This is a genomic window from Nocardiopsis eucommiae (genome assembly GCF_965344335.1).
GTDB classification, from domain to species: Bacteria; Actinomycetota; Actinomycetes; order Streptosporangiales; family Streptosporangiaceae; genus Nocardiopsis; species Nocardiopsis eucommiae.
In genome coordinates this window covers 27,737-53,417 of the sequence record NZ_CBDRIY010000011.1, presented here as the reverse complement: position 1 = coordinate 53,417, position 25,681 = coordinate 27,737, and the positions used below count along the sequence as shown (strand labels likewise).

At 71.3% G+C, this 25,681-nt stretch carries 20 protein-coding genes; 9 read left to right on the top strand and 11 right to left on the bottom strand.

Going from position 1 to position 25,681, the window contains the following annotated elements; genetic code table 11:
• The first annotated feature begins 89 nt into the window (after positions 1 to 89).
• Entirely contained in the window at positions 90 to 3,368 is a 3,279-nt protein-coding gene (locus ACRWK8_RS09050; protein WP_431869551.1) for an NACHT domain-containing protein, read from the top strand.
• A 216-nt stretch (positions 3,369 to 3,584) separates the two neighbouring features.
• Positions 3,585 to 5,354 carry a sensor histidine kinase gene (locus ACRWK8_RS09045; protein ID WP_431869549.1) on the top strand — a complete coding sequence of 590 codons (1,770 nt, stop codon included), beginning with the start codon at positions 3,585 to 3,587 and terminating at the stop codon, positions 5,352 to 5,354.
• A gap of 11 nt (positions 5,355 to 5,365) precedes the next feature.
• Here ACRWK8_RS09045 and ACRWK8_RS09040 read toward each other — a convergent pair whose 3' ends face one another.
• A complete protein-coding gene (locus ACRWK8_RS09040; RefSeq protein WP_378736476.1) occupies positions 5,366 to 6,022 on the bottom strand; it encodes a response regulator in 657 nt (218 codons plus the stop codon).
• Between the two features lie 277 nt (positions 6,023 to 6,299).
• Between ACRWK8_RS09040 and ACRWK8_RS09035 the strand changes: the two genes are divergently transcribed.
• The gene (locus ACRWK8_RS09035) at positions 6,300 to 6,860 is read left to right on the top strand and encodes a pyridoxamine 5'-phosphate oxidase family protein (protein ID WP_378736478.1); all 561 of its coding nucleotides are present in this window, start codon (positions 6,300 to 6,302) and stop codon (positions 6,858 to 6,860) included.
• A gap of 240 nt (positions 6,861 to 7,100) precedes the next feature.
• Positions 7,101 to 9,350: a DUF6351 family protein gene (locus ACRWK8_RS09030; RefSeq protein ID WP_431869546.1), complete on the top strand. Its 2,250-nt coding sequence runs from the start codon at positions 7,101 to 7,103 to the stop codon at positions 9,348 to 9,350.
• A 14-nt stretch (positions 9,351 to 9,364) separates the two neighbouring features.
• Here ACRWK8_RS09030 and ACRWK8_RS09025 read toward each other — a convergent pair whose 3' ends face one another.
• Both ACRWK8_RS09025 and ACRWK8_RS09020 read right to left on the bottom strand, forming a co-directional pair.
• Complete coding sequence (locus ACRWK8_RS09025) at positions 9,365 to 9,913, bottom strand: winged helix-turn-helix domain-containing protein (protein WP_378736482.1); 549 nt, start codon at positions 9,911 to 9,913, stop codon at positions 9,365 to 9,367.
• An 83-nt stretch (positions 9,914 to 9,996) separates the two neighbouring features.
• Complete coding sequence (locus ACRWK8_RS09020) at positions 9,997 to 10,494, bottom strand: GNAT family N-acetyltransferase (protein ID WP_378736484.1); 498 nt, start codon at positions 10,492 to 10,494, stop codon at positions 9,997 to 9,999.
• Between the two features lie 111 nt (positions 10,495 to 10,605).
• Here ACRWK8_RS09020 and ACRWK8_RS09015 point away from each other — a divergent pair, with 111 nt between their 5' ends.
• On the top strand, positions 10,606 to 11,883 hold the full coding sequence (locus ACRWK8_RS09015) for an MFS transporter (RefSeq protein WP_431869544.1): 1,278 nt from the start codon (positions 10,606 to 10,608) through the stop codon (positions 11,881 to 11,883).
• 57 nt (positions 11,884 to 11,940) lie between these two features.
• Positions 11,941 to 12,765 carry a phosphotransferase enzyme family protein gene (locus ACRWK8_RS09010; RefSeq protein ID WP_431869542.1) on the top strand — a complete coding sequence of 275 codons (825 nt, stop codon included), beginning with the start codon at positions 11,941 to 11,943 and terminating at the stop codon, positions 12,763 to 12,765.
• Between the two features lie 12 nt (positions 12,766 to 12,777).
• On the opposite strand, the gene ACRWK8_RS09005 is transcribed toward ACRWK8_RS09010, so the two are convergent.
• Positions 12,778 to 13,479, bottom strand: coding sequence for a class I SAM-dependent DNA methyltransferase (locus ACRWK8_RS09005; RefSeq protein WP_431869540.1), 702 nt, complete (start codon positions 13,477 to 13,479; stop codon positions 12,778 to 12,780).
• A 523-nt stretch (positions 13,480 to 14,002) separates the two neighbouring features.
• Between ACRWK8_RS09005 and erm the strand changes: the two genes are divergently transcribed.
• Together erm and ACRWK8_RS08995 are read left to right on the top strand one after the other, a co-directional pair.
• Positions 14,003 to 14,899, top strand: a complete 897-nt coding sequence (erm, locus tag ACRWK8_RS09000) for an ErmE/ErmH/ErmO/ErmR family 23S rRNA (adenine(2058)-N(6))-methyltransferase (protein ID WP_431869538.1) — start codon at positions 14,003 to 14,005, stop codon at positions 14,897 to 14,899.
• A gap of 9 nt (positions 14,900 to 14,908) precedes the next feature.
• Positions 14,909 to 15,484, top strand: coding sequence for a hypothetical protein (locus ACRWK8_RS08995; RefSeq protein ID WP_431869536.1), 576 nt, complete (start codon positions 14,909 to 14,911; stop codon positions 15,482 to 15,484).
• 117 nt (positions 15,485 to 15,601) lie between these two features.
• Here the strand turns inward: ACRWK8_RS08995 and treZ are convergent, their stop codons facing one another.
• The 7 genes from treZ to treY all read right to left on the bottom strand — a co-directional run bounded on the left by treZ (position 15,602) and on the right by treY (position 24,240).
• Positions 15,602 to 17,419: a malto-oligosyltrehalose trehalohydrolase gene (treZ, locus tag ACRWK8_RS08990; protein WP_431869534.1), complete on the bottom strand. Its 1,818-nt coding sequence runs from the start codon at positions 17,417 to 17,419 to the stop codon at positions 15,602 to 15,604.
• A 66-nt stretch (positions 17,420 to 17,485) separates the two neighbouring features.
• On the bottom strand, positions 17,486 to 18,334 hold the full coding sequence (locus ACRWK8_RS08985; RefSeq protein WP_431869532.1) for a putative RNA methyltransferase: 849 nt from the start codon (positions 18,332 to 18,334) through the stop codon (positions 17,486 to 17,488).
• Between the two features lie 91 nt (positions 18,335 to 18,425).
• A complete protein-coding gene (locus ACRWK8_RS08980) occupies positions 18,426 to 18,878 on the bottom strand; it encodes a thioesterase family protein (protein ID WP_378736500.1) in 453 nt (150 codons plus the stop codon).
• Positions 18,875 to 19,864, bottom strand: coding sequence for a 3-hydroxyacyl-CoA dehydrogenase NAD-binding domain-containing protein (locus ACRWK8_RS08975; RefSeq protein WP_378736502.1), 990 nt, complete (start codon positions 19,862 to 19,864; stop codon positions 18,875 to 18,877). Before ACRWK8_RS08975 ends, ACRWK8_RS08980 begins: the two co-directional genes overlap by 4 nt.
• Before the next feature lie 36 nt (positions 19,865 to 19,900).
• The gene (locus ACRWK8_RS08970; protein ID WP_378736504.1) at positions 19,901 to 20,797 is read right to left on the bottom strand and encodes a beta-keto acid cleavage family enzyme; all 897 of its coding nucleotides are present in this window, start codon (positions 20,795 to 20,797) and stop codon (positions 19,901 to 19,903) included.
• Positions 20,798 to 20,836: 39 nt separating this feature from the next.
• Positions 20,837 to 21,721, bottom strand: a complete 885-nt coding sequence (locus ACRWK8_RS08965) for a TetR/AcrR family transcriptional regulator (protein WP_378736506.1) — start codon at positions 21,719 to 21,721, stop codon at positions 20,837 to 20,839.
• A gap of 158 nt (positions 21,722 to 21,879) precedes the next feature.
• On the bottom strand, positions 21,880 to 24,240 hold the full coding sequence (gene treY, locus ACRWK8_RS08960) for a malto-oligosyltrehalose synthase (protein WP_431869529.1): 2,361 nt from the start codon (positions 24,238 to 24,240) through the stop codon (positions 21,880 to 21,882).
• 301 nt (positions 24,241 to 24,541) lie between these two features.
• Between treY and pstS the strand changes: the two genes are divergently transcribed.
• Positions 24,542 to 25,681 (top strand): phosphate ABC transporter substrate-binding protein PstS, encoded by a 1,140-nt coding sequence (gene pstS, locus ACRWK8_RS08955; protein WP_378736510.1) that lies wholly within the window; start codon positions 24,542 to 24,544, stop codon positions 25,679 to 25,681.

Sequence of the window (25,681 nt, the reverse complement as noted above, 5' to 3'; positions counted from 1 at the left end):
GGTTCGGGCTGTGGAGAACGCCCGGACCGGCCCTTCGCGTCCTAGTGTGGATCCTGCCCCCGTTCCCTCCAACCCCCCGGAGTCCGCACGTGTACGAAGCCGCGCTCAAGCTGGGTGTCTCGGTAGTCAAGGCCGCCTGTGGCCTCTGGATCGGCAACCCGATCGCGGAGAACACCGCGACCACCGTGGTGGACCTGGTCCAGGAGAGGGTCACCGGAAGACGCGACCAGCGCAAGCTGGAGCGCAGGTTCGCGGAGATCGAGGAGAGCATCGCCGACCGGGTGGTCGGCTACCTCGACCACGAGTTCCAGGGGCTGGCCGAGAACGAGCGCGAGGCGGCGGTACTGGCCGTCGCGGACTCCTTCGAGCGGGCCGGACTGACCGACCGCGTCCTGTTCGAACAGGACCTCGACCCCCTGTACCTGGAGCGGTACGTGCGGGCCGGGGCTCCGGGTGCCACCAGGGACCTCGGCGGGCAGGCGGTCGCCCTCTACGACCGGGTGCTGCCGGAGTCCTGCGCCTACGTGATGGCCACCCTGAGGACGCTGCCGCACTTCCAGGCCGGGGCGTTCAGCGAACTGCTGCGCCGGGAGAGCCTGGTGCTGGGCAAGCTGGACGAACTGCTGGACCGCATCCCGGAGGCGGAGGAGCGGAAGGGGAAGGGCCGGGAGGAGGACGCCGAGGCAGCCTTCGTGACCGCGTACCGCAGGACGGCCGCCGAGCGGTGGGACGTCCTGGAGCTGTTCGGCACGGACGCGCGGACCCAGAGGTACCCGCTGACCCTGGCGTACCTGAGCCTGCGGGTGTCCTGGGAGCAGGAGGACCGAGAGCAGGACGTTCTGTGGGCCGACACCGTGCACACCGGTCACCTACGGGTGGAACAGGCTCTGGCCCACACCCGACGCACCTTCCTGCGCGGACCGGCCGGTACCGGCAAGACCACCCTGATGCGCTGGGTGGGGGTGCGCGCCTGCCGGGGCGACTTCCCCGAGGCGATGTCCGCCTGGAACGGGCTGATCCCCTTCATGGTTCCGCTCCGCCAGTACGTGGGCGAGAAGCTGCCCGAGCCCGCCGACTTCGTCCGGCACACCGGCCGCCACCTGGCGGACCAGGCCCCGGAGGGCTGGGCGAACCGTGTACTCGCCGAGGGCAGAGGAATCGTCCTGGTCGACGGGGTGGACGAACTCCCCCAGGCACAGAGAGAGGCGGCCCGGCGCTGGCTGCGGGAGCTCATGACCGACTTCCCCGAGTGCCGGTACGTGGTCACCACCAGGCCCGGGGCGGCCCAGGAGTCCTGGCTGGAGGCGGACGGGTTCGTCAGCGCCGAACTCCAACCGCTCACCGACGAGGACGTCAGTTCCTTCATCCACCACTGGCACGAGGCGGTGCGCAGCGAGGTCGCGGACGACACCGAACTGGAACTCCTGAACACCTACGAGAACGAGCTCACGCGCAAGGTCCTGGGACAGCGGCACCTGCGCGCGATCGCCGCGACGCCCCTGCTGTGCGCGCTGCTGTGCGCACTGCACCGAGATCGGCACACGTCCCTGCCCAGAGACCGGATGGAGGTGTACGAGGCCGCCCTGGCGATGCTCCTGAAGGACCGCGACCACCAGCGCGGGATCGCGGGGGTGGAGCTGTCCCGAGGTGAACTGGTGCTGCTGCTCCAGGAACTCGCCAAATGGCTGATCATCAACGGCAGTTCGGACGCACCGCGAGCGACCGCACAGCGCCAGGTCTCCAGGGTTTTGCGGACCATGCACCGGGTCGAGGAGGAACCGGAGGAGGTCTTCACCCATCTTGTCGTCCGTAGCGGGCTGCTCCAGTGCCCGACCGTCGACCGGGTGAGCTTTCTCCACCGCACCTTCGAGGAGTACCTGGCCGCGAAGGCGATCGTGGAGGACGACAGCTTTCCGCTCCTGGTCAGCAAGGCCCATGACGACCAGTGGCACGAGGTGGTGGTGATGGCCGCCGGACACGCCACCCCGACGCAGAGGGAGGAGCTGGTCACTGGGCTGCTGGACCGCGCCGACCAGGTGAAGAAGCACCACGACCGGCTGTTGTTGGTCGCCTTCGCCTGCCTGGAGACCTCACCACAGTTGGCCGAGCGCCTGCGTGAGGAAGTGGAGGAACGGGTCCGGAGCATCCTGCCGCCTCGGATGAAGGAGCACGTTCACGCACTGGGGATGGTCGGTGAATCCGCACTGCCCCTGCTCGCGAAAAGTCCACCGAAGAACGCGAGACAGGCAGCGAAGACCATCGAGGCCGCATCACTGATCGGCGGTCCCGCATCGGTCCCGATCATCGGCCAGTGCCTGAATTTCCGGGGTCGGGCAGTGTTTGATTCTCTGCACAACGCTTGGCATAGAGGAGCATCAGCCGAGCTGGCCCGCGTGGTCCTCAACGAAAATTCTTCACCTTACGCCCATTCCATCCAGGTTGCGGCTAGACACCTTCACTTACTAGCCCAAAACTCACCCCATGCCCGCCACGCCTCCGTCCAGGGCTCAAATGGCGACGACCTCAAACCTCTCGCTAAAATGCAGCAACTGACAAGCGTCCACCTCATACCAGAAAGGGACAAACCCTGGCACAAAATCGACCTGAGCCCCCTCAGTGAATCACGAGGACTAGTAGGACTTTTCAACGTCGGAGACTCTTCGATCAGTCACATCAAACACTTCACAGAAAACCCCATCGAGATTCTACACCTCAGCCATCCCGACAAAACTTCAGACCTACATCTACTACCACTCCTCAAAGAACTGGAATATCTTCTCTTCGACGTCCACATTCCAAACCTTCCCCTCAAGGAACTACTTCCCCAGAAAAAAAGCGAAGTCAAACTCACCCTTCGACTCCAGAAGCAAATAGAAGATCTCACTTACCTTAATTCAGCACCGAATCGCATCAGAGGAATCACCCTTTTGAGCTGTCTAGGGTTGACAAATATCGAAGGGCTACTCAGCCAATCCCTCAGCCTCGCCAACCTTACTATTCAAAACACGCCACCCGGATCCCCAGCCATCATCAACGAATTGCGGGCATTGCAAGAGATAGCAATTGATCTAGAACATACAAAAGATCGCAACTTCACAAAAATACTGGGCAATCTCCCTCTGCTCAACAAAATCGATATCCTTCACGATCGCCAGTCCGTGGTATTGGACCCCTGGATCCGTGAACTGCCACAGTTGAACACTCTTCGATTCTGCGGTCGCGGCCCCGTGGATCTGACGCCCGTGGCGGGTATGGCCGGCGTGACCGTGGTGGTCGCGGCTAGCAGAGCGCCAAGGGTGATCGGGGGCGAGCTACTCGGGGAAGGTTCCCGAGTCGTGTTCGACCCACTAGGGCGTCTCTACCAGTGAGCGTCCACAGCGAGCTCCCACACGCATGACGGACCCAAGGTCCTCTCTGGAGGGGGCTTTTGACACTTGCGCGCTGAAGAACACGCAGCTGGGGGAACTGCCTGGTCATCGCCGGTGACCCGGGGCACCTGACGGACGCCGAGGCGGCGACGGGGGCCGGAAACTCCCGCCTAGACTCGGTGGCGGACCCAGGACAGCTGCCGGAAAGAGTCCCCCATGCGCGCCCCAGACGGCGATCCCCACCGCCACCTCGGCCAGGATCGGCTGTCACTGCCCGAGGTACGGCTGGACGATCTGCTGGACGAGGTCCGGTCCCGGATGACCGAGATCTCGCGGACCCAGGAGCGCATCCGCACACTGTTGGAAGCCGTCGTCTCCATCGGTGAGGGCCTGGAGCTCGAACCCCTCCTGTTGCGGATCACCGAGACCGCGACCAGCCTCGTGGAGGCACGGTACGGCGCGCTCGGGGTGATCGGGCCGGACGGTGACATGAGCCAGTTCATCCCCGTGGGGCTGGGGCCGGACGAGATCGACCAGATCGAGCACTGGCCCAAGGGCGAGGGCATCCTCGGGCTGCTCATCAAGGAACCCCGACCCCTGCGGTTGCGGGACGTGCGCGAACACCCCGAGTCGCGCGGGTTTCCCGCCGGTCACCCGCCCATGCACACCTTCCTCGGGGTGCCGATCCGCATCCGCGACCAGGTGTTCGGCAACCTCTACATGACCGACAAGCTCGGTGGCGCCGAGTTCACCGGGGACGACGAGCTGCTGCTGCGGGCCCTGGCCACGGCGGCGGGCACGGCGATCGAGAACGCGCAGCTCTTCGCGCAGACCCAGAGCAGGGAGACCTGGCTGGACGCCTCCGGGCAGATCACCACCCGGCTGCTGTCCGGCGCCGCCCCGGAGGAGGTGCTGGGGCTGGTCGCCCGGCGCGCCCGGGTGATGGCCCACGCCGACCTCGCCGTGATCGCCATGCCCGGGGAGGAACCCGAGACCCTCACCGTTCGGGTGTGGGACGGTCCGGACGACCCGTGCGCGCCACTGTCCGCCGGGGTGCGGGGCGCCACCCTGCCGCGGGAGGCCGACACCCTGTTGGGCGGGGTCTACCTGAGCGGGACGCCGGTGCGGACCGACGTCGCCCAGTTCGAACACCTCGGGGTGGGTTTCCTGGGCCGGTTGGGGATGGGCCCCGTGCTGGTGCTGCCCTTCGGTCCGCCGGACGGCGCCCGGGGCGTCCTGGTGCTCGCCCGCGACCAGGACCGGGAGCCCTTCCAGAGCAACTGGCTGAGCATGCTGTCCTCGTTCGCGAACCAGGCGGCGGTCGCCCTCGAACTGGCCGAGGCCCGGCTGGACTCCGAGCGACTGAGTGTGCTGGAGGACCGGGACCGGATCGCGCGGGACCTGCACGACACGGTCATCCAGCGGCTCTACGCCACCGCCCTCACCCTGATGGGCACGGTGCGGCGGATCGACGACTCCACGTCGGCGGGGCGGGTCCAGTCCGCCGTGGACGACCTGGACGACACGATCCGGCAGATCAGGTCGACGATCTTCGCGCTCCAGAGCTCCGCGGGTGACGACGCGTCCCTGCGCTCCCAGGTGCTGGCGGTGGTCAACTCGGCCACGGAGTCCCTGGGGTTCGCGCCGCGTCTGCTCACCCAGGGTCCGGTGGACAACGGGGTGGACGAGGGGACCGGCGAACACCTGGTCGCCGTGCTGCGCGAGTTGCTGTCCAACGCCGCACGGCACTCCGGGGCCGCCTCGGTGGACGTCCAGGTGTCGGTCGGTGACGGCGCGCTGGTGTTGCGGGTCTCCGACGACGGCCGGGGTTTCCGAGAGGGGGGTCACCGCAGCGGTCTGCGCAACATCGCCTCGCGCGCCGAGGAGCTGGGCGGAGCGGTGTCGGTGGTCTCCGGTCCCGAGGAGGGCACCGTGGTGAAGTGGTCGGTTCCGGCCCGGCGGGACTCCGAGAGGCGGACGGTCTAGCCGGGCACGGGTCAGGCGGTCTGGTTCATCGACATCCGCACGGCGTAGGCGGCCGCCTGGGTGCGGCGGGCCATGCCGAGCTTGGCCAGCACCCGGGACACGTAGTTCTTCACGGTCTTCTCGGCCAGGTACATCCTGGTCCCGATCTCCCGGTTGGTGAGGCCCTCACCGATGAGTTCCAGGACGCGCCGTTCCTGGTCGGTGAGATCGCTCAGCGGGTCCTCGCGCACGGCGTCCGCGCGGAGCCGTTCGAGCATGCGCGTGGTCGACTCGGGGTCGAGCAGCGAGCGTCCCCCGGCCACCGTGCGGACGGCGCCGACCAGGTCGGTGCCGTGGATCTGCTTGAGGATGTAGCCGGAGGCTCCCGCCATGACGGCGCCGTAGAGGGCGTCGTCGTCGGAGTAGGAGGTGAGCATGAGCACGCGGGTGTCGGGGAGCGCCGAGCGGAGGTCCCGGCAGACGGTGACGCCGTCGCCGTCGGGAAGGCGGACGTCGAGCACGACCACGTCGGGTTCGAGGACGGGGACCCGGGCCAGGGCCCGTGCGGCGGTTCCGGCCTCTCCGACCACCTCGATGCCGTCCTCGTCGTCCAGGAGTGCTCCGACCCCTCGTCGGACGATCTCGTGGTCGTCCACCAGGAAAACCCGGATCGTTGCGTCGCCGGCCATCGGGGCGGTTCTCCTCAGCGCTGGTGCGGTGACCGGGGCGGCGCGGCCGCCTCGGGTCGTGTGGGGGACACGGTGCGTCTCCCACCCTAGACAGTTCTGATTGGCGGCATACGAGTCAAACGTCCTTTTTCGTTTGGGGCGAGTGTCCTGGCGGGTAGTCCGCAGGTGGGGACCTTCGCCGTCGGACAGGGGGCTCGTGCCCCTCCGCCCTCGGGAGCACGACCAGCGATGATGGCGGAGGGATGACATCGAGGGCACGGTACTTCGGGGGTTCGTGATGACTGGATCAGGCGGTACGGACGCGTCCGCACGGGACCGGAGCTGGGTGACGGGACCGGCCTCGCCCCCAGAGCAGCGCAGCGCAGAGGAGGGCACGAACCGGCTCCCCGAGAGCGACCAGATGACGACCGGGGCCGACCTGGCGGACGACGAGCACTCGGCGTTCACCATCCTGGCGCGCCAGACCTGCTTCAACCTCCTGGCCTCGCACGACATCGGGAGGGTCGCGTTCACCATCGAGGGGGACGCCGCACCGACGGTGCTGCCGGTCAACTACGCGATGGTGAACGACACGATCGTCTTCCGGTCCACGCTGGCGGGGACCATCATGCGTCACGCACGGGGGCACGCGGCCTTCCAGATCGACCACTTCGACGAGGAGCGGCGTGAGGGGTGGAGTGTCCTGGCCTCCGGACGTTGCCGCTGGGTGCGTGACCAGGCCGAACTGGAGCGCATCCCCCAGGGGCGGCTCCCCCAGCCCTGGGCGGAGGGGCCGCGCGACCAGATCCTGAGGATCACGCCGGGCCGGGTGACCGGGCGGGACGTCCACCACACCTGAGGACGGCACACCGGACCCGGGAAACGACCGCCCGGGTCCCGGGCGTTTGGTGTGTTTCGCCACCGATCGGGGTATCGGTGGCGACATGGGAGCGCAAAGCCCGTCTCACCCCCGGTGTGTCCCTGACCCCGACCCGTGCCGCACGGGGACGATCTCCTCGTGCGACAGCGGCCACCACTGCCATCTCGGTCCGGGCTCCGGCACGGGGAGGAACACGTCCACCCGTGCGGGGGCCGGACGTTGAGGCCCCTGTGGGGCCGGGTGGCCCTGGGCGCGGGCGCGGCCGCCACCGCCGTCCTCTTCACCGTCTCCGGCACACCGCTGCTGCTCCACCACGCCGCCGCACTGACGCTGCCCACGTCCGCCGCACCGGTCGTGTCGCCCACGGACGTCGATCCCGACGCGCTTCGGGTCCGGGTGCTGTCCTCCCGGCCCGACACGGTCACGGGCGGGACGGCGCTGGTGCGTGTGGAACCGCCGCCCACGGTCGAACCGCACGAGGTGCGCCTGGCGGCGGACGGCGCGGACGTCACGGACGCGCTGCGCCCCGTACTCCTCCCCGAGGGCGGACACGTGTTGGAGGGGCTGGTCACGGACCTGCCGGAGGGGGGGTCCGCCCTGGTGGCCACACTGACCGAGGGGGCGGCCCCGGCTCCCGGCACCCCCACCGAGGCCCGGGTCGTGGTCACCAACCACCCGGCCTCCGGTCCCGTGTTCGCCGGGCCGCACCAGGATCCGTTCGTCTGCCAGACCGGGGAGTTCACGCTCGCCTGGGGTGGTGACCTGGGCGATCCGTCGGACGACGACTGCTCGGTGGAGACCGTGGTGGGCTACGTGTACCGCACCACGGACGGCCGGTTCGCGCCGCTCCCGGAAGGGGGTTCCCTGCCCGCCGACGTCGCCCGCACGACCACCTCCACCGGTGAGGAGGTGCCGTACACGGTCCGGGTGGAGACCGGAACCGCCAACCGTTCCGTGTACGAGACGGCCGTCCTGCACGACCCCCGCGACCCGGCCCCGGACCCGTGGACCGCTCCGGAGGGCTGGAACCGCCGCCTGGTGTACAAGTTCGGGGGCGGCTGCCCCGGAGGCTGGTTCGTGCAGGGGGCGCGGACCGCCGGGGTGGTGGACCACGGGATGCTCTCCCAGGGGTACGCGGTGGCCTCAGCCTCCCTGAACGTGTTCGGGCACAACTGTGACGACCTGTTGGCCGCCGAGACCATGAGCGCCGTCAAGCAGCGGTTCATCCTTTCCCTCGGCGTCCCCGACCACACGCTGGGCTGGGGTTCCTCCGGTGGCGCCTACCAGTCCCACCAGATCTCCGACAACTATCCCGGGCTGCTCGACGGGATCGTGGTCTCCCAGAGCTACCCGGACGTCGGATTCGCGACCGTTCCCGCCGTGTCGGACGCCCTGCTGCTGCGCACCTACGCCGAGGCGCATCCGGACGCCCTGACCAGGGAGGAGCAGCGCGCGGTCTCCGGGTTCGGGACCTGGGAGGGGATCGGCGCGATGGCCGACGCCGCCGCCCGGATCGATCCCCGGGGCGTGTGCCCGTCCGCGCTGCCGACCGAGGAGCGCTACCATCCCGAGGACAACCCGGACGGCGCCCGCTGCGACGTGTTCTCCCACGCCCGCAACGTCTACGGCACCGACCCCGAGACCGGGCAGCCCCGTCTTCCCCTGGACAACGTGGGGGTGCAGTACGGGTTGTCCGCTCTGCTCGACGGGGCCATCGACGCCGACCAGTTCCTGCACCTGAACGAGCACGTCGGCGGGTTCGACCGGGACGGCGGGGTGGTGGCCGAACGCACCGTGGGCGACCCGACGGCGATCCGGGCCGCCCACGACAGCGGGCGGCTGCTCCACGGAGGCGGCGGACTGGCCGACGTCCCGATCGTGGACCACCGCCCCCACCAGGACCACGCCCCGGACGGGGACATCCACATGCGGTACCACTCGTTCAGCACCCGCGAACGCCTGCTCGCCGCCAACGGCACCGCCGACAACCACGTGATGCTGGTGGAGGCGCACCGGGGCGGCGTGTTCTCCGCCGACCAGCCGGTGGCCGGACGCGCGCTGACCGAACTCGACGCGTGGGTGACCTCCGCCGCCGAGCTGGCCAGGGACGACCCCCGGGGGGCACCCGCCGAGCACCTGCGCGGTTCCCGCCCGGAGTGGCTCACGGACTCCTGCTGGATCGGGGACGAGCGCGTGGTCGCCCCGCAGCTGCCGTTGCCGGAGGGCGGGGGCGACCGCTGCGCCGACGCCTTCCCCACGTACGGCTCACCGAGGATCGTGGCGGGCGGCCCGCTCTCCTCCGACGTCGTCAAGTGCCGCCTCACCGATTTCGACGAGGTGGCACACCCGGCGGAGTTCGACGAGGACCAGGCCGAACGGGCCCGGGAGGTGTTCGCGGACGGGGTGTGCGACTGGTCGGAGCCGGGCGAGGGCCAGCGGCCCCCGCAGGGTCCGTGGCAGTCCTTCTGAGCCGAGGACCCGCGTCAGTCCTCGGGGATGTCGTGCAGGATGAGCGCTCCGCCGCGCAGGGGACGGTCTCGGCGCTGGTGGTCGGTGGTGACGTACTCGTCGATGACGGCGAGGAGCCGCCGGTTGAACTCGGCGACCTCCTCCTCGTTCAGGTGCAGGGCGAAGCGCCCCACGAGTTGGACGGAGTCGGGGTCGGCCTCGTCGAGTTCGGTGGTGAACGCGGCGAGCGGTGAGGAGTGTTCCTCCGTGGGGGTGCCACGGAGCGGGTCGTCCAGCCACCAGGTCTCCCCGGTGGCGCGGTAGGGCTTCTCCAGCGCCCCGGCCGCGCCCTTGCGCACCGGTCCGGCGACGAGGAATCCCACGTCCACCAGGGCGCGGACGTGGTGCAGCACGGTGCCGGGGTTGGTGTCGAGCCGGTCCGCGAGCTCCCGGTTGGTGCGGTCCCTGCTCAGGCACAGGCGCAGGATGCGCAGGCGCAACGGGTGGCCGAGGGCCTTGGCCTCCCGGGCGGTGGCCGGGCGCCGCTGGCGCGGGGCGGGCTGTTCGGGGTCCGGTTCTGCCATGGGTGCAGCCTAGGGCCAGTTCCGCGGACCGGCGGAACCTCCGCCTGGTCGGCGAGCGGTCGACCAGCGGACGGATCGGGCGCTCAGGCGTCGAGGGTTCTCAGGTCGAGGCGCCAGTCGTTGGACGGCAGCCAGGTGCCCGGGGGGTACTCGAAGGACACCTCGCCGACCAGCTCGAACCCGGCCCGGCGGCAGACCGCGTTGGACACCGCGTGATCCACGTGGGGAAACGCGTGCAGGTGACGCCGGGTGCCCCGCACCGCAGCCCGACCGGCGGCCAACCGCAGGGCGACCGCCGCGTACCCGTGACCGCCGAACTCCGGAAGGATCGCGTACCCGGTCTCGTGGACCTGCTGCCCCCGCCACTCTCGTTCCCAGTACCCGACCGAACCGATCGCCACCGTGCCGAGCCGGACGATCAGCATCTCACCGCCGCTGAGGCTCAGGTAGCGCTGGTGCCGGTCGACGACCGCCTGTTCGGTCTCGGGTCCCCCGAGGTGCCCGGTCATCTCGGGGGTGTTCTGGCGGCGCAGAACCTCCAGGGCTGACTCGGACCACGGTTCGAGGCGGAGAGCGTTCATGCTGGGCACCGTACACCCGGCCACCGACATGGGGGCTGAACGCGGAACGCGGCACTGATTGAGCAACCCCAATCGATTGAGTTTTCTCAATCGATCTGTCAGTCTCGACGTATGTCCGACCCCCAAGGGCACACGCCCCCTGATCCCCTGACCGAGACCTCACCCGTGACCCGCTCGCTGGGCGGAGGGTTCTGGAGGGTGTGGACCTCGTCCGGACTCTCGAACCTGGCGGACGGTGTCCTGAAGGTCGCCCTGCCCCTGGCGGCCCTGCGCTTCACCGATTCCCCCGTCCTCGTCGCGGGCGTCACCGTGGCCCTGGGCCTGCCCTGGCTCCTGTGCGCCCTGCCCGCCGGTGCCCTGGCCGACCGCATGGACCGGCGGCGGGCCATGGTCGGCGCCAACGCCGTACGCGGTGCCCTCGTCCTCCTGCTGGCCGTGGGGCTGGCACTGGACGTGGGATCGATCTGGCTGCTGTACGCGGCCGCGTTCCTGGTCGGCACGGCCGAGACCCTGTACGACACCTCCGCGCAGTCGATCCTGCCGCAGATGGTCCACCGTGACCGGCTCTCCCGGGCCAACGGGCGGCTGTACGCGGTGGAGTTCACCTCCCAGCAGTTCGTCGGCCCGCCCCTGGGCGGCGCCCTGGTGGGAGCGAGTGTGGCCCTGGCGTTCGTGACCCCGGCCGCGCTGTGGGTGGCCGCCCTGGGCGTCCTGCTCCTGGTACGCGGAGGGTTCCGGGTCGAACGCACGGGACCGCCCACCAGCGTGCGCGCCGACATCGGCCAGGGACTGCGCTTCCTGTGGTCCCACCGTCTCCTGCGTTCGTTCGCCGTGATGGTCGGGGTCTCCAACTTCGCCACCAGCGCCTGCTTCGCGGTCATCGTGCTGTACGCGGTGGGCCCGGACTCCCCGATGGGGTTGTCCGAACCCGCCTACGGCGCGCTCCTGACCGCCCTGGCCGCGGGGAGCCTGTTGGGGTCGTTCGTGGCCGAGTGGTGCGAGCGGGTGCTCGGCCGGGCCCTCGCCCTGCGGCTGTGCGTCCCCCTGTTCGCGCTGTTCCTGCTGGTCCCCGGCCTGACGCCCGACGTCTGGCTGGTGGGAGCCGGATTCTGCCTCGGCGGCGTCGGGATCACGGTGTGGAACGTCATCACCGTGTCGCTGCGTCAGCGTGTGACCCCGGCCGACCTGATGGGTCGCGTCAACAGCGTCTACCGCCTGCTGGCCTGGGGCACCATGCCCCTGGGCGGGCTGGCGGGCGGGCTGCTCGCGGAGTTCCTCGGGGTCCGGGCGGTGTTCCTCGGCATGGGGGTGCTCATGCTGACCCTGCTGGTCCCCCTCGGGCGGATGCACGAGGCGGACCTGACGGACCGTCCGCGGCGGAGGGACTGAGGAACCGGCCGGGAATTCCGGTGGACGCCGCCCGGTCCCCTCCGTGAGGATGGCCGCGTGACACACGACCACCCAGGCCCGGAGGACGACGTCGAGGTCCTGGAGGGCGGCAACGTCTCCGACCGGGTCCTGCGGATCGGCGGCACCGTGCGCAAGCCCTGGCTGCCCTCCTCCCCGGCGGTGACCTCCCTGCTGGAACACCTCCGTCGACGCGGCTACACCGGCGCCCCGGTCACCTACGGCGAACGCCCCGAGGGCCACCAGTGCCTGGCGTACGTCCCCGGCGTCCCGGCCGACCGGATGCCGCCCATGACCACCGAGGAGCTCCGCGAACTGGGCGCGATGGCCCGGCGGCTGCACGACCTCACCGCCGGTTTCCGGCCTCCGGAGGAGGCCGGATGGGAACGCCTCTTCCCGTCCGAGGAACCCGAGGTGATCTGCCACAACGACCTCGCCCCCTGGAACCTGGTCCGTGATCGGGAGGGGACACAGGAGGCGTTCGCCGGGGGCGGGCGGCGGTCCGAGTCCTGGTGCCTCATCGACTGGGACGGTGCCGGTCCGGCCAGTCGGATGGGCGACCTCGGCTACGCCGCGCACGGGTTCGTCCCCCTGCACGAGGGCGGCGACCCCGAGGCCGACGGCCGGAGGCTGCGGGCGCTGGCCGACGGCTACGGCTGCGACGCCGAACAGCGCCGGGCCCTTCCCGGAGCGGCGCTGCGTCGGGTGCGCGGGATGTTCGACGTCCTGGAGGAGGGCGCACGGACCGGCAGGATGCCGTGGGCGCGTCTGCACGCCGAGGGGCACGCCGACCACTGGGGCCCGGCCTCGGAGTACGTCGCGCGACACCAGGAGCGCTGGATCGAGGTGCTGACCGAGCCGTGATCCCCCGTCCGGTCAGTCGGGCCGGGCCCACACGAGGGCGGCCGAGATCGGGTACCCCCGGTACCGTTCCCACTTGGGCTTGGCCGCCACCCAGCCGTCGTCCACGACCGCCTCGTTCAGCTCCTCCAGGCACCAGCCGCTGGCCAGGGCCGCGCTCACGTGGTCACCGAGCAGGTGCACGTGGGTGGTGATGGCGACCTCCTCCCCCGAGGCGTCGGTGAAGTGCGTGGGCATGCCGGAGGCCATGATGAACTGCGGGTGGTAGGCGACCAGCACACAGCGGCCTCCCGGCCGGGTCAGCCGCCACGCCTCGGCGTAGAACGGCGTGAGGTCGGGCAGGTGCTCGTCGATGAGCGAGGCGATCACCAGGTCGTAGGTGTGGCCCGGCAGTCCGGTCGCACGGACGTCGCCCCGGGTGAGGGTGTCGTGGGCGCCCCGCTCCTCGGCGAGGGAGAGCATCCCGGCGCTGAGGTCCACCCCGTCCACGTGCTCCACGCCCCTGCCACGCAGCCATGATCCCGTGCGTCCGGTGCCGCAGCCGAGGTCGGCGGCGCGGCGGACCCGGGACCAGTCGGGTGCGGTGAGTCCGTCGAGGAGGGCGAGGTCCATGGCGTCGAGCACCGAGTCCTCGTAGGTGCTGGACCAGCCGTCGTAGCCGGTGGCCACGTCGACCGTGCGGTAGTGACGCGTGTCGAAGTCGGAGAAGTCAGGCATGGGGCCGAGTATGGCGCGACCGTCGTGGTTCGTGCGAGCGTGTTTTCGGCGGCCCCGGCCCGCCGTGGGGCAGACGGTCCGGGCGGGCCGGAAAACCCGTTGCCGGACTGTGGCCCCCTCACCTAACGTGCTGTCCATGTCAGCCTTCTGCGCGATCGTTCGCGGCCAGCACGCCTGGTCCGTGGTCGCTCCCTCCCACACCCGTCACCGGTCCGTACCACTGGACCGGTAGCCGAACCCCTCCGAGCGCACCGCCGTTTCCGCCCCCGTTTTCCCCGGGGCGACGTCGGCGGTGCCAGGAGAGTCATGCCCGTGTCGGGTCACGTCGCTCCGCGCGCCGTGCCCCGGACGGGACGAGTGTCGATCCGCCGCGTACCGGTCCAGGTCCTGCCGACGTCCTTCCCTTTCGGACGGGCGGCCTTGGATCACACCGGTCTCCGGTGTGCGCCCACCCCGGTGTGGCGTTCCCTCGTGCCGCCCGTCCACGTCAGTCCGCCCTCCGAGGCGGCAGAACGGACCACGCGTGGCACGCCACTCCCGCAGAGACCCCGCCCACCGGACCCCCGACCGACGCAACGACGGTTCCGGCAAGGGGGGCACGCGCCCGAACAGACGGCGGCGGCTCTCCCAGAACTTCCTCACCGACCCCGGCACCGCGCGCTGGGTCGTACGGCTGTCCGGGGTGACCTCCGACGACCTCGTGGTCGAGATCGGCCCCGGTGACGGAGCCGTCACCCGGTTCCTCGCCCGGACGGCCCACCGGGTGATCGCGTACGAACTCGACCCCCGGCTGGCCGAACGGCTCGCGGCCCGCTACCGGGACCCCGCCAGGGGCGTGCGGATCGTCCACGGCGACTTCACCCGGGCGCGGCCGCCCCGTGCGCCGTTCTCCGTGGTCGGCAACGTCCCCTACTCCCGGACCTCCGACATCGTCCGCTGGTGCCTGGAGGCGCCGGGACTCGGTTCGGCCACCCTCGTGACGCAGCTGGAGTACGCCCGCAAACGCACCGGGGCCTACGGGAGGTGGAGTCTGGTCACCGTGCTCAGCTGGCCGTGGTGGTCGTGGCGGCTGGCCGGGCGGATCGGTCGCGACCGCTTCCATCCCGTGCCTCGGGTGGACGCCGGGATTTTGGTGCTGAAGAGGCGAGCCACGCCTTTGGTGCCCCCGGAGCGACGGGCCGAGTACCGGCGGGTGGTCGAACTCGGTTTCGGCGGCGTGGGCGGCTCCCTGGCGGCGTCGCTGTCCCGGGTGTACCCCGCAGGGCGCGTGACCGCCGCCCTGCGGTCGGCGCGGGTGCCCGGCGGCGCGCCGGTGGGGCTGGTCCACCCCGACCAGTGGGTGGAGGTCTTCCGGTCCCTGGCCGGTTCCGGCCGGGAGGGCGCGCGACGGGAACGTCGAGGGCGGACACCCCTGACCTAGCGTGGAGGGATGCGAAGAATCCTCCCTTGCGCCCTGGTCCTTCCGATCCTCCTGCTCACCGGCTGCGGTACCCCGGAACGGGAGGTCACCGCGGAACCGCCGGAACCGCCCGGGACCGCCACCGACCCGTCCGGGTCACCGACGGACGAGTGGGAGGAGCCGGAGGGCGATGAGGGGGACGACTCCGCGGAGGGGGCCGTGCGCGGCTCCGAGTACGCCTTCGGAGAGGGAGCGGTCTTCCCGTACCCGGTCGGCGCCTACGAGGAGGAGTTCCGGGAGGGGGTGGAGGAGGACGTGGTCTACACGGTGGACGACGTCGCCCTCACCCCCTCCGGACAGGTGGGGTTCACCCTGACCCTGGAGGTGCCGGAGCTGGGCCGCGTCCTCGGCACGGGGTTCCTGGACGTGCGGTGTTCGTACGAGGGCCACGAGGGCCCCGCCACCACGGAGGCGCCGCTCGGTGAGCTGGAGACCGGTACGCACGTGACGGACATGGTGTGCGGGGGGCCGGACTCCCCCTCCTCCGTGCTGGTCTCGGTGGTGAACGGCGAGGACGAGGCGGACTTCGCAGGCCCGGTGGGGTGAGCGGTGCGCGAGGGATCGGGCCCGACGGTGCACCGATCGGGTGGCGTTGGCGGCTCCGGTCGGGGTGGCGGCGAGGAGGCGGCGGCGCGGGGACCCTGACCCCGCCGCCCGCCGCGCTCAGATCCGCAGGATCACGAAGGACTCCCCGGGAACGGCGACCGTGCTCCCGGCGACCCTCGGGCGCCCGCTCTCCCACAGCACCTCGCTCGGTTCCGCCGCGAGTTCCACCTTGGCCTCGTCCGCACCGAGGTTGCAGACCAGACGCAGCGTCCCCCGGACCAGGGTCAGCGTTCGACCGTCCTCGCTCGCGTCGACGGTGAACCGGTCCAGACGCGGGTCGGCGAGTTCGGGCTCGGCGCGGCGCAGGGCGATCAGGGCCCGGTAGGTGTCGCGCACCTGGGCGTGCGGCCCGCGGTCCGCCTCGGACCAGTCCAGCACCGCGCTGTCGCGGGTGGCCGGGTCCATGGGGTCGGGGACGTCCTCCTCCGCCCAGCCGAGGGCGGCGAACTCACGGCGGCGCCCACGGCGGACGCCGTCGACCAGGGCGGGGTCGGTGAAGGACGCGAAGAACGGCCAGGGCGTGGTGGCCGCCCACTCCTCTCCCATGAAGATCATCGGGGTGTAGGGAGAACAGAGGACGAGGGCGGCGCCGCAGGCGAGCAGGCCCGGCGAGACGTACTCGCCCATCCGGTCGCCCCGGGCGCGATTGCCGATCTGGTCGTGGGTGCTGAGGTAGCCGAGGAACCGGTCGCCGGGGATCCGCGCGGTGTCGACCCGGGCCCCGTGGTCGCGGCCCCGGAAGGTGGAGTGGGTCCCGTCGTGCCAGAAGACCCGGCGCAGCGTCTCGGCGAGCACCCCCGGACCGTCGAAGTCCGCGTAGTAGCCGTGGTTCTCGCCGGTGAGGGCGACGTGCAGGGCGTGGTGGAGGTCGTCCGACCACTGCGCCGTCATGCCGAGGCCCCCGGCTTCCCGGGCCAGGACGGTGCGCGGGTCGTTCCGGTCGGACTCCGCGATGAGGGACAGGGGGCGGCCCAGCCCGGCGGCCAGGGCGTCCACTTCGGCCGAGAGTTCGGCGAGCAGGGGGACGGCGCGGTCGTCGCGCAGGGCGTGGACCGCGTCGAGTCGCAGCCCGTCCAGGTGGTAGTGCCGGAGCCAGTCCAGGGCGCCGTCGATGATCAGCCGCCGGACCGGATCGGAGTCGGGCCCGTCCAGGTTGAGCGCGGGCCCCCAGTCGTTCTCCCCGGAGAAGTACGGGCCGAAGCGCGGCAGGTACGCGCCGGAGGGGCCCAGGTGGTTGTAGACGACGTCCAGCAGCACGGCCAGGCCACGCTGGTGGCAGGCGTCGACGAACGCCTTGAGTGCGCGGGGGCCTCCGTAGGGCTCGTGCACGGTGGACCACAGGACGCCGTCGTAACCCCAGCCGTGGGTTCCGTCGAAGGCGTTGAGCGGCAGGAGTTCGACGTGGGTGACGCCGAGGTCGGCCAGGTGGTCCAGGCGGTCGATCGCGGAGGTGAGGCTGCCTTCGGAGGTGAAGGTCCCGACGTGCAGTTCGTAGACGACGGCCCCCGCGAGCGGTCGGCCCGTCCATGCGGGACGCACGGTGTCGGACCAGGTGTGGGCCGCGTGGTCGAGGACCCGGCTGGGCGCGTGCACACCCTCGGGCTGCCACAGGGAGCGGGGGTCGGGCAGGGGCCGGGGGTCGTCGTCGAGGAGGTAGGCGTAGTCGGTTCCGTGTCCGGCGCCCTCGATCCTCGTGTGCCACCACCCGTCGGCGGTGCGCTCCATGGGGTGGTCGACGCCGTCCACGCGTACGCGGACGCGACGGCACCGGGGCGCCCAGACGGAGAAGTCCCCCCGGGCGCCGCGTCCGGGGGTGGCGAGCGGTGTGGGGTCCGGGGTGGTGGACGGTGCTGGGTGCGTGGCCGGTTCGTTCACGGGGGGTGGCCTACCCCGCTGGCCCGGGCGCCACGCCGAGGGTTCCTCGACCGGTGTGACCGGCCGCTACCCGGACCTGCGGTAGGTCCGGACCAGGACCGACGCGGTGGTGGTGAAGGGGTCCGGAAGCGCGGCGACGCGGGCCCGCAGCTCCTCGGGGGCGACGTGCCGGGCGCTGGGGCCCATGCCCACGACCGTCAGGACCTCCTCGTGGGCCAGTTCCATCGTGAAGCGCAGATCGCGGGTGGCGACCGGCGCGAAGTGGTCCCCCAGGCTCTCGGCCAGGCGTTCGTCCTTGCGGGGGTCCACGTCGAGCAGCCCGAGGGCCGCTCGGGGTTCGCGCAGGTGGTCGGGGGCGGGCGTGACGACCAGCAGGACCCCCGAGGGGCGCAGGACGCGGTGGAACTCGGGGGCGTTGCGGGGGGCGAAGACGTTGATCAGGGCGTCGGCGGTGTGGTCGGCCAGGGGCAGGCGCCGCCAGGAGTCCGCGGTGACCGCCCCGCTGCGGGGGTGGGCCCTGGCGGCCCGCCGCGCGGCGAACTTGGAGACGTCGGTGGTCAGGCCGACGGAGTCCGGGAGCGCGGTGAGGATCTGGGTGAGGTAGTGCCCGGTGCCGCCGCCGACGTCGACGATGACGTGTCGGCCTTCGAGCTCCTCGGCCAGGGCGCGACCGATGGGGTCGTAGTGCCCCCGCTCCTGGAAGCGCTGCCGGGCGGCGACCATGTCCCTGCTGTCACCGGACCCGGGCGGTGTGGCGCCGGTGAGCAGGCTCGCGTAGCCCTCCCTCGCGACGTCGAAACTGTGGCCGCCCGCGCAGGTGAGCCCCTGGCCCAGGGGGCGCGCGCAGACGGGGCAGGTGAGGGAGGCCGCCAGGGAGGCGGGCATGCGCAGTTCGGGTCCGGTCCTGTTCGTCATGATCGCGGTCAGCCTACCGTCTGACCAGGGTGTCGGAGCGGGCCCCGTCGCGCGTCCGCGGACGGGGTCCGCTCCGTTCACCGGCCGCGTGCTAGGCGCCGACGGCCCGGCCCGCGTAGTCGGGTGCGGGCTCGGTGAGGGCCGCCAGCCGCGCGGCGACCTCGTCGGGGAGGGGAACCGCCCGTCCCAGCGCCTGGTCGACGTGGAGCGCCATCAGTTCCTCTGTCGCCGCGAGGACGTCCCCGACCCACATCTCGTGGCAGATCCGCACCTTCTTGGCACCGGTCGGGCCCGGGGCCGGGCCGATCACCCGGGTGCGGACCTCCACCTCGGCGTCCGCGCCGACCTCGTGCAGGTACCGCACGTGCGCCTCCACCGTGTACAGGGAGCAGCCGGACCCGGCACGGTAGGCGGCGTCCAGACCGACCCGGTCCATCAGCGCGTCCGTGGCGAACCCGAAGACCAGGACGTAGTAGGCCTCGCTGAGGTGGCCGTTGTAGTCGATCCACTCGGGCCGCAGCCGCTGGGTGAGGGTCGCGCTCACGCCGCTCCCCCGTTCCGTTCGGCGGCCTCCGCCCGTTCGACCTCCTCCAGGGCGCGGGACACCGCGATCAGACGGCGGTCGCGCTGGGCGATCAGTTCGGCGGTGGAGCGCCCGGCCACGACCTCGTCGGTGCCCGCGACCATGCGGTTCCGCAGGTCCTCGGTGAGTTCGGGCGCCTCCAGGCGGGTCCACGGCGACTTCAGGGACGGGCCGAAGTGGTCGAGCATGTGCGCCATACCGCCCTCTCCCCCGGCCAGGTGGAAGGTCAGACAGGGTCCGAAGAAGGCCCAGCGCAGCCCGGGTCCGCTGGTCATGGCCTGGTCGATCTGCTCGACGGTCGCCTCGCCCTCGGCGACCATGTGCAGGGCCTCGCGCCAGGCGGCCTCCTGGATGCGGTTGCCGATGAACCCCGGAAGCTCCTGGTCCATGCTGATCACGGACTTGCCCGCCGCGCGGTAGAAGTCCGAGGCCCAGTCGACGGCCCACTGCTCGGTGCGATCACCGCCGACGACCTCGACCAGGGGCACAAGGTAGGGCGGGTTGAAGGGGTGACCGACGACGAGCCGTTCCGGGGTCGCGGCCTCCACCTGCATCTCACTCATGCTGTAGCCCGAGGTGGACGAGGCGATGACCACGCCCTCGGGGGTGGCGGCGTCGATCTCGGCGAGGAGGTCGATCTTGAGGTCGAGGCGCTCCGGAGCGCTCTCCTGGACGAAGTCGGCGTCGGCCACGGCCTCCGCGAGGGTGTCCACGACCCTCAGGTTCGTCAGGGCGGCGCCCTCGGCCAGGCCCAGCTGTTCCAGGGCGGGCCACGCCGAGGCGACCAGCCCGCGCAGCTTGGTCTCGGCGTCGGGGGCGGGGTCCCAGGCGACCACCTGGTAGCCGCGCCCGAGGTAGTGGGCGACCCAGCCGCCGCCGATGACGCCCGCTCCGACGCAGGCGACCGTGCGGACGGTCTCGGGGGTGGTTCTCGTGTTCTCCGTCATCGTGTGACTCCAGTGTTCGGGGGTCGGGGGCGGGGACTACGCACTGCGGAGCTTGAGCATGGCGCGGGTCTCGGCGGGCGTGGCCACCCGGGCACCGAGGCTCTCGATGAGGGAGACGGCCTTCTCGGTGAGCTGGCCGTTGGTGGCCTTCACCCCGCGGCTGAGGTAAAGGTTGTCCTCCAGCCCCACCCGGGCGTGCCCGCCGAGCAGTACCGACTGCGCCACCCACGGCATCTGCTTGCGGCCGATGGAGAAGCTCGCCCACTGCGCGCCCTCCGGGAGCAGGTTCACCATCGACTGGAGGACGCCCGGGTCGGACGGCGCGCCGTAGGGGATGCCGGTGCACAGCTGGAACATCGTCGGGTCGTCGATGAGGCCCTCGGCGTGCATGGTCTTGGCGAACCACAGCTGGCCGGTGTCGAAGATCTCCAGCTCCGGGCGGACCCCCAGCTCCTGGATGCGCTTGGCGCCCGCGCGCAGCATGTCCGGGGTGGAGATGTACACCTGGCTGCCGTCGCCGAAGTTGAGGCTCCCGCAGTCCAGGGTGCAGATGTCGGGCAGCAGCTCCTCCACGTGCGGGAGGCGGTCCAGGCCGTTGACGAGGTCGGTGCCCTCCTCGAACTGGAGCGGGTCGTCCTGGCCGATCACCAGGTCGCCGCCCATCCCCGCCGTGAGGTTGATGACGATGTCGACCCCGGTCTGGCGGATGCGGTCGACGACCTCCCGGTACAGGGCGTTGTCGCGGGAGGGGGCACCGGTCTCGGGGTCGCGGACGTGGATGTGCACCGCGCTGGCGCCCGCCTCGGCGGCCTCGACCGCGGCCGCGGCGATCTGGCGGGGTGTCACGGGGACGTGCTCACTGCGGCCGACGGTGTCCCCTGCGCCGGTGAGGGCACAGGTCAGGATGGGGTTGGGGTTCATGGTGTCGCTCACGATGGGGCTCCCTCTCGGCGTGTGCGGTGGTTGCTGGGGTCAGCGACCCAGGACGTCACGGTCGATGACCGAGCGCAGGGTGTCGCGCATGTGTCCGACGGTCCGTCCGGGCATGCCGGTCATGACCTGGATGCCCAGGCCGTCGATCAGGGCGGTGAGGCGTCGGGTCGTCTCCTCGACGTCGAGGTCCCGGAAGACGCCGCTCCGGCTTCCCTCGTGCAGGGTGCGCGCGATGGTCTCGTGCCAGCGCCGGTAGGAGTCGGCGTGCAGGTCCCGCATCCCGGGGTCCAGGGCCGCGGCCGTCCAGACCTGGAGCCACACGGACCATTCCAGCCGCAGACGGTCGGAGCCGGGCAGCTGGAGCTCGACGAGGCGGAGCAGGCGCTCGTACGGGTCCGCGAGAGTGTGCAGCTCCGCGACCTGGCGGTCGAACGCCTGTTTCACCGAGTGCCGCAGCGCCTCCACGAGGAGGTCGTTCAGGGTCGGGAAGTGGTAGTGGACGGTGGCGGTGGACGTCCCGCAGGCCTGGGCGACCTGGGCGACGCGCACCGAGTGGTACCCGCGCTCCGCGATGAGGGTCCAGGCCGCCTCGATGATCTGGAGGCGCCGGTTGTGCTCCCGGGCGGCCTTCGGGTGGTCCGCCAGTCGGGCGGGCGGCGGCCGAACCGCCGACGAGTCGCGCGGGGCCGCCGAGACCGTCTCGGCGTCGTCCTCACCGTTGATCAGCCAGTTGACCGTCACTCCGGTCTCGTCCGCGATCCCGGCGAGTTCCAGGGCGGTGAACCGCCGGGTGCCGGTCAGGGACTTGGAGAGTTTGCTGGGGTCGATGCCGAGCCGGGTCGCGAACTCCCGTTGGGAGAGTCCGGATCTGCGGATCGCCTCGCGGGCCCTGCCCCGAACGTCGTCGGCCACGTTGTCTGTCACGTGGAGAACGTACCAACGCCATGGCGATTATCGCAATCCATTCACCGGGACGCCCTCCTCTTCGCAACACGTCACCCGCCGCACAGACCATGAATAACCTGGCCATAACCGACTCGCCTCGCACGAAAAGACCCGGCAACGCCTGATCGACTGACTAGTCAGTTGATGGTGGTGCGCCCCCTGGCCAGGACCGCCACCGGGTAGTGGTCGAGGACCTCGGACAGGCGCGCGGTGGTGAGACCGTCGACCCGTTCCGGCGCGAGCGTGCGCCCGGTGAGGAGGTCGGTCCACTCCCCCGGCCCCGAGGGCAGCGGGAGCACGGTGTCGGCCCAGCCCCCGGCGTCGGCCAGTGTCACCGGCAACCGGGTGGCCACCACCGCCAGCGCGGGCTCGCGGGAGCCCCGCACCGCACGGGCGTAGGCCAGGGCGTGCTCGGCGGACGGCCCCTGGGCGGCCAGCGGCAGGTAGCCGGTGGGGCGCATCTCCTCGCGGGCGCGCAGGCACGTGCGGACCAGGTGGAGCTTGGCGGCGCCGGTCTCGTCCACGGGCGGGCGCCACCCCCGTTCGAGGCGGTCCAGGAGCTCGGCACGCGCCCCGTGGTCCACGGGCCTGCGGTTGTCCGGGTCGACCAGGGAGAGGTCCCACAGTTCGGTGCCCTGGTAGAGGTCGGGCACGCCCGGGCCCAGCAGCTGGACGGCCTTCTGCCCGAGCGCGTTGCTCCAACCCGGCTCTCGCAGCGACGCGGCCATGGCCCCGACCTCGGCGTACAGGTCCGCGTCGGCGCGCAGCCGCCCGGGCCAGGCGCGGACGCGGTCCTCGAAGTCGGTGTCCCGAGCGGTCCAGGAGGTACCGAGTCGGGCCTCGCGGGCGGCCTTGAGCAGGTACTCGACCAGGCGCTCGTCACTGAGGGGCCACGCACCGAGCAGGGTCTGCCAGCCGAGGAGGTCCAGCGAGGGTTCGGGCAGCGGGGCACGAGCGCTCCACCGGCGGACGGCGTCGGCGAACTCGGTGGGGATCTCCGACAGAACCGCCAGACGGGCGCGGACGTCCTCGGAACGCTTGGTGTCGTGGGTGGAGAGCGTGGTCATGGTGCGGGGTTCGGCGGCCTCGCGGCGCAGGTTGTCCTCGTGGAAGGCGGCCGTGCCCACTCCGAACAGGGCCGGGTCGCCGCCGACCTCGTTGAGCGCGACGAAGCGGGTCCCCCGGTAGAAGGCGGTGTTCTCGGTGCCCATCGCCACGACCATGCCGCTGGTCTGCTGGACCCGGCGGGCGGTCTCCCCGTGGGGGTTCTCACGGACGGTGCGGTCGAGGGTCTTCAGGGCGGGTTGGAGGTCGGGTCGGCGCTCGGCGGCGGCGCGCACGGCCCGGGCCCAGGCCGGTTCGCCCTCGGGCAGGTAGGAGCGGTAGACGTCGAAGGAGGCGAGGAGCTCGGTGACGGCCTCCTCCGCGCTTCCGGAACCGGGCAGGGTCGCGGCGATCCTGCGCACCTCCGCGCGCAGGAGCTCGTTGGCGGCGTGGGAGCGGGCCTGGTGGTCGACGGCCTCGGTGTCGGTGGGCACGCCGTGATCGCGGGCCAGAGCGGTCAGGACGGGTTCGGCGTCGGGGTCGACGAACACCCCGCAGACCGTGCGCAGGGCGTCGTACCCGGTGGTCCCGGCGACCGGCCAGGAGGCGGGCAGGGACTCCCCGGGGGCGAGGATCTTCTCCACCACGATCCACCCGGGGAAGCGTTCCGCGAGGCGGCGGAGGTAGCCCCCGGGGTCGCTGAGCCCGTCGACGTGGTCCACGCGCAGCCCGTCGACGCCCCAGCGCAGGATCTCGGCGTGGGTGGCGTCGAAGACCCCGGGGTCCTCCACCCGGACTGCGGCGAGGTGGTCGACGTCGAAGAAGCGGCGGTAGTTGAGCTCGCTGTCTCCGCGACGCCAGGAGACCAGCCGGTAGTGCTGGCGTGCGTGCACGTCGGCCGGGTCGTCTCCGGGGCTGTGGGTGCCGGGGGCCAGCGGGAAGCGCAGGTCGAAGTAGACCAGGTGGCCGTCGGTGAGGGTGAGCTCGGCGAGGGCCGCGCGGCCGTCGTCACCGTCGTCGGCCAGGACCGGCACCAGGATCGGCCCGGAGTCGTGGTCGAGGTCGAAGCAGCGGGCGAACACGGAGTCGCGGCCGTGTTCGAGGACGTCCCACCACCACGGGTTGGCGTCGGGTCGGGCCACCGACATGTGGTTGGGGACGATGTCGACGACCACCCCCATGCCGAGCGCGTGCGCCCGCGCGACGAGGTCCGCGCGGGCGCCCTCGCCGCCCAGCGCCTCGGAGACGCGTGTGGCGTCCACCACGTCGTACCCGTGGTCCGAACCGGGGGTGGCCGCCAGGAGGGGTGACAGGTACACGGCGCCCACCCCGAGCCGGTGCAGCTGATCCAGGAGTGCGGTCGCCTCGGGAAGACCGAAACCGGGCCTCAGCTGGATTCGGTAGGTCGAGGTGGGGGTCTGCTGCCCGTTCGGGTCGGTGCTGTGCGCGCTCATCACCCAGGACCCGTGCCCGGTCGTTCGGCGTGTCATACATGCCCGCCCGGACTGGTGACGAAGGGTCGGAGGGAGCGACTTTCACCGGGGCAGAACTCCTCGTTCACCTTCCGTCCACCCGGAGTCCCCCGTGCCGCCACGGACACGTCCGGTTCCGCACACACCCGCGTTGGGGAAGTTGGTCCGGCAATGGTTAAATTCATCGGCGGTCTTCCATCACCAGCGACAACGTGCCGGGTACCGGCGACCAGCGGTCAGGACGACGAGGACCACCGACTCCGACGAAGGGGATAGAGGAAGCGTGCTCCCGCCCAACAAGCGCACCCGCACCCAGCGCCGTTCGAACGCCTACCGGGGCGCGGCCTCGGCCGCGCTGGCCGGACTTCTGCTCGCGTCCACCGCCTGCGGTAGCGACGACGCCGTCCAGGGGGCCGGCCCGGCCGTCCCCGACGACCTGGAGTGCTTCTCGGGGAGCCTGCACGGCTCCGGGTCCAGCGCCCAGGAGAACGCGATGACGACGTGGATCGCGGGCTTCCAGTCGGCCTGCGAGGACGCGCGCATCTACTACGACTCGATCGGTTCGGGCGGCGGCCGCAACCAGTTCATCGACGGCGCGGTGACCTTCGCCGGGACCGACGCGGCGATGGACCCCGAGGAGAACGCCGACGCCGTGTCGCGCTGCGACGGGTCGGACACGATCAACCTGCCCGCGTACGTGGTGGCGATCGCGGTGGTGTTCAACCTCGACGGGATCGAGGAGCTCAACCTGAGCCCGGACACCGTGGCGAAGATCTTCAACCAGGACATCACACGCTGGAACGACCCGCAGATCGCGGAGGACAACCCCGACGCCGACCTGCCGGACCTGGCGATCACCCAGGTCAACCGGGCGGACGACTCCGGCACGACGGAGAACTTCACCCGTTACCTGGCCGAGGCCGCCCCGGACTCGTGGCCGCACGAGGCCGACGGGCAGTGGCCGATCACCCCGCGCGAGTCCGCGCAGGGCAACAGCGGTATCGCCGACACCGTCTCGCGGGCCGACGGCGCCATCGGGTACGTGGAGATGTCCCACCTGCACGGGCTGCCCGCCGCGAGCATCGGCGTGGGAGACGAGTTCGTGGAGATCTCGCCGGAGGCGGCCGCCCAGGTCGTGGCCGACTCGCCCCGCCGGGAGGACAACACCAGCGAGCACGACCTCGCTCTGGCCCTGGACTACGGCACCACCGAACCCGGCAGCTACCCACTGGTCCTGGTGAGCTACGAGACGGTGTGCCAGGACTACGCCGACCAGGCCGAGGCCGAGCGGGTCAAGGCGTTCCTGCGGTACGTGGTGAGTCCGGAGGGCCAGGCGGCGGCCTCCGAGGAGACCGACTCGACCCCGGTCAACGACTCTCTGCGTGAGGACCTGCTGGCCTCCATCGAGGCGATCGGGTCCTAG

Bases quoted from the DNA above. Each gene is read 5' to 3' on its own strand.
- ACRWK8_RS09035 (WP_378736478.1), top strand. From the start codon at position 6,300: ATGACTGGATCAGGCGGTACGGACGCGTCCGCACGGGACCGGAGCTGG.
- ACRWK8_RS09015 (WP_431869544.1), top strand. From the start codon at position 10,606: ATGTCCGACCCCCAAGGGCACACGCCCCCTGATCCCCTGACCGAGACC.
- treY (WP_431869529.1), bottom strand. From the start codon at position 24,240: ATGAGCGCGCACAGCACCGACCCGAACGGGCAGCAGACCCCCACCTCG.
- ACRWK8_RS09020 (WP_378736484.1), bottom strand. From the start codon at position 10,494: ATGAACGCTCTCCGCCTCGAACCGTGGTCCGAGTCAGCCCTGGAGGTT.
- ACRWK8_RS09005 (WP_431869540.1), bottom strand. From the start codon at position 13,479: ATGCCTGACTTCTCCGACTTCGACACGCGTCACTACCGCACGGTCGAC.
- ACRWK8_RS08995 (WP_431869536.1), top strand. From the start codon at position 14,909: ATGCGAAGAATCCTCCCTTGCGCCCTGGTCCTTCCGATCCTCCTGCTC.
- ACRWK8_RS09025 (WP_378736482.1), bottom strand. From the start codon at position 9,913: ATGGCAGAACCGGACCCCGAACAGCCCGCCCCGCGCCAGCGGCGCCCG.
- ACRWK8_RS09045 (WP_431869549.1), top strand. From the start codon at position 3,585: ATGCGCGCCCCAGACGGCGATCCCCACCGCCACCTCGGCCAGGATCGG.
- ACRWK8_RS09040 (WP_378736476.1), bottom strand. From the start codon at position 6,022: ATGGCCGGCGACGCAACGATCCGGGTTTTCCTGGTGGACGACCACGAG.
- ACRWK8_RS08985 (WP_431869532.1), bottom strand. From the start codon at position 18,334: ATGACGAACAGGACCGGACCCGAACTGCGCATGCCCGCCTCCCTGGCG.
- ACRWK8_RS08975 (WP_378736502.1), bottom strand. From the start codon at position 19,864: ATGACGGAGAACACGAGAACCACCCCCGAGACCGTCCGCACGGTCGCC.